Consider the following 2883-nt stretch of genomic DNA (forward strand, 5'->3'; position numbering starts at 1 on the left):
GAGTTATCTCAATAAGTTAAGGGGCAGGCACCGGTCACAAGCTCTGTATGTTTGTCATATGTAATGTCCCAGTTTAAATTACTATCTTAACTTCGTTTGGTTTTCACATCTTTTTTCAATTTTTTCTCGTAGACCGTCCTGATTTAATTTGCTTTGCCTTTCAGAATCGCTCGCTTTCATTTCTTTCATTAGTTCATTAACTTGATTTATCAGCTCTTCCTTTATAACAGCTTCACTATTTCCTGATTTTCTCAATAAATTTAAATCATCTGTTATCAAAATATTCCTACTTCTATGGTATACAGTTGCTAACAGTAACCCATTATACCCCGTTAAAACAACATATTTCATCCCCGATGTATAAAATGAATAGCCCCAAATCATAAAATCAAAGATTGTCTCCACTGCACCTGAAAAACCTAGCTCCTTTAAGGTATAGACATAGTTCTTAATTTCTGATATATCTTCGGGCTCCGTGCTATCAATACATTTTTCAATTTCTGCTATTATTTCCCCGAAACATTTTCCTTCAAGATTCGGTATTTCAACATTTACTCCATCTTTCTTTTTTCCAGGTTGTTTTTCCAGATATCTCTGATAAAGAAACCGTCGCAACTTTTGTTCATACTCTATCAAATAATCTCTTTCACTATTATCCGAAAAAGAATTGCACACATACAAATCATCATACAGTACTCTCCATGCGACAGTGAAAATATAGAAATCAATATCCTCTTTAATCTCCGGAAGTCTTTCCGTTAGATTTGCTAAATACTTGTCCAGAAATAGATTCGAAAACTTCGTCTCATACCAGCTAAAAAATTCCTCGCAATCATGACAGAGCATAGTTTTTTTTTCACCATCCTGAAATATCTCATGGGGATTATAAAAACTACGAAACCTTGAGTTTTCAAATATTTTTGTTCTTTTATATATCGCTTTTGGTATAATATGGCTCTGCAGCAGTTCCACATTTTCTGACGGACACAATGCGCAATTGCCTATTTTTTTCTTTGCCATCTTATCACTCCTTTATCATGGGGTTTTGTGAATTGAATCGAGGGTGCTTATCATTATCCCAGAAAGAACGGTTCTTTCGAGGGGCAGGCGGTCATTTAATCCGAACTTAGCACTACCAGTGTTACGCTAATTCACAGATCATCAAGTATTCCTGTTCCAGTTTATCAATCACCATAAAGCCCACTGCCAGATTCAGTTTCAGGGCATGATTGTCTTTCAGCACGGCCAGCGAAGCCAGTTGGTATCCCGCTGTTTTCAATAGCGCTTCGAGGCCTGTTCGGGGGATAAGTTAAGTCAATAAGTTAAGTTGTACCTGGCACCAAGACCGCAGTATCATTTTGTGAACCAATGGTATCATCTCGAGTACTGCCAGTATCATTAGCGTGTATTGGCGGTACTCTTAGCGTGAAATAATCACCTGGCACCGGCACGTTCACACTCCTTTGTCCTTCTTATTATAATTCTTGGGAAAATAGCCTTTTCCCAATTGCCATACATATTTGTCAATCTGCTTTAGGTTGTATTGCTCCAGACCATAGAAAGATCTGAAATCAGTCAATATTCCTTTGAACCTAACGTAATTCTTTAAGTCACCATCGGCAAAGTCAGAGAAATCATCCCGGTTCCTGAAATACCGTAGCACCTTATCCACATAACTATCGTAAATCGGATAATCGAGCGGATTGTGATGGCTGCAATACTTTGTAGCAAAGGAATAGAAGTTTTTCTTCGCGGCACCAATCATTATGAGCTGAATTTCTCCAACCAAGGTAACATCACCGGCTTTAAGTCTTGCGTCGATATCAAGTGACCAGATGTGCTTCGCTACTGGATAGATAGAGAAGATGTTTGTGCTGTAAAAATCATTTAGCGTTGTAGCTTTCAGCAGGATGTCCGATATGTCTGTGTTATTAGGGCAAAGCCTAAAGAACAGCTTATCAAGAGCATTTTCCTGAAGATGGTAATTTTCAAGTGTAGCCCATTTGTTGAGGTAAAACTTTACTTGTTCGCTTGTGGGGCTTGGCACTTCAATATCCAACTTTTTTTTTCGAGGTGCAATTGCTTGTCTATCCAGCTTGGAAACAGGCATCTCAACATCACTATCCGAATAAATGAATCTGCGAAATTTTCTCAAATGTGCCATATAGCTATTAATGAGAGAACTAATATTACCAGTCGAGTTTTCTTCTAGTGTTTTGAGCAAAGCTGCTTTTGTTGTTGTCTCAAAAGTTGAAGTTGTCAAGGCATCCCAAAAAACATCGTGGCTACCCTTCCTCCATAAATAGAAAGTATCAACGGAAGCCGTCTGAATTGTGTTTTTCGCCAAGTCTTGGCTTTGCAAATATGTTTTATAAATGCTACGCACTTTATCAAATGACAATGCTTTAGCTTTTTCTATATCCAACACCGCACCTCCTCTTTAATTTTGGTTACTTGTTTTTATTTTTATGCCGTCTGGATGGAAGAACAAATTATAAAGTTAAGTGTGTCTGGCACCGAAAAGCCTTAATGGAATTACATTCCCATTGCATGATTGGCCTCTTCATCATATATCCATAAGAAAAGGAATCCGCTTGATCCATCTTCGGTTCCAGCAAATGCATAAAGTTCTGAACGGAATTGGCAGTTAGAAATTCATTCTTTTTCAATGATTCATATCCTTTCAGGCATGTTGCAGTGTCTTTTTTGACATAAAAATTGAGTATACTATTTAATGTGACGGACGATATGCCCCCACGCTTCTCAGACTAGTAAATTAAGTCAATAAGTTAAGCAATAAGTTAAGTGTGCCTAGCACCGTCAGTGCTGAGCCACCCTGTTCTTAGGAGGGCCATCTGGGTACGGATGCCAGGGTTGCCCACA

General features: G+C 38.3%; 3 protein-coding genes. All 3 read right to left on the reverse strand.

Going from position 1 to position 2883, the window contains the following annotated elements; genetic code table 11:
* Positions 1-81 precede the first annotated feature (81 nt).
* The 3 genes from AKG39_RS17080 to AKG39_RS17085 all read right to left on the reverse strand — a co-directional run bounded on the left by AKG39_RS17080 (position 82) and on the right by AKG39_RS17085 (position 2425).
* Positions 82-1020, reverse strand: a complete 939-nt coding sequence (locus AKG39_RS17080; protein WP_050741608.1) for a hypothetical protein — start codon at positions 1018-1020, stop codon at positions 82-84.
* A gap of 121 nt (positions 1021-1141) precedes the next feature.
* Positions 1142-1279, reverse strand: coding sequence for a hypothetical protein (locus AKG39_RS20155; RefSeq protein WP_160316216.1), 138 nt, complete (start codon positions 1277-1279; stop codon positions 1142-1144).
* A gap of 174 nt (positions 1280-1453) precedes the next feature.
* Entirely contained in the window at positions 1454-2425 is a 972-nt protein-coding gene (locus AKG39_RS17085) for a hypothetical protein (RefSeq protein WP_201780292.1), read from the reverse strand.
* Positions 2426-2883 lie beyond the last annotated feature (458 nt).

The sequence above is a fragment of the Acetobacterium bakii genome (assembly GCF_001263355.1).
Lineage (GTDB): Bacteria > Bacillota > Clostridia > Eubacteriales > Eubacteriaceae > Acetobacterium > Acetobacterium bakii.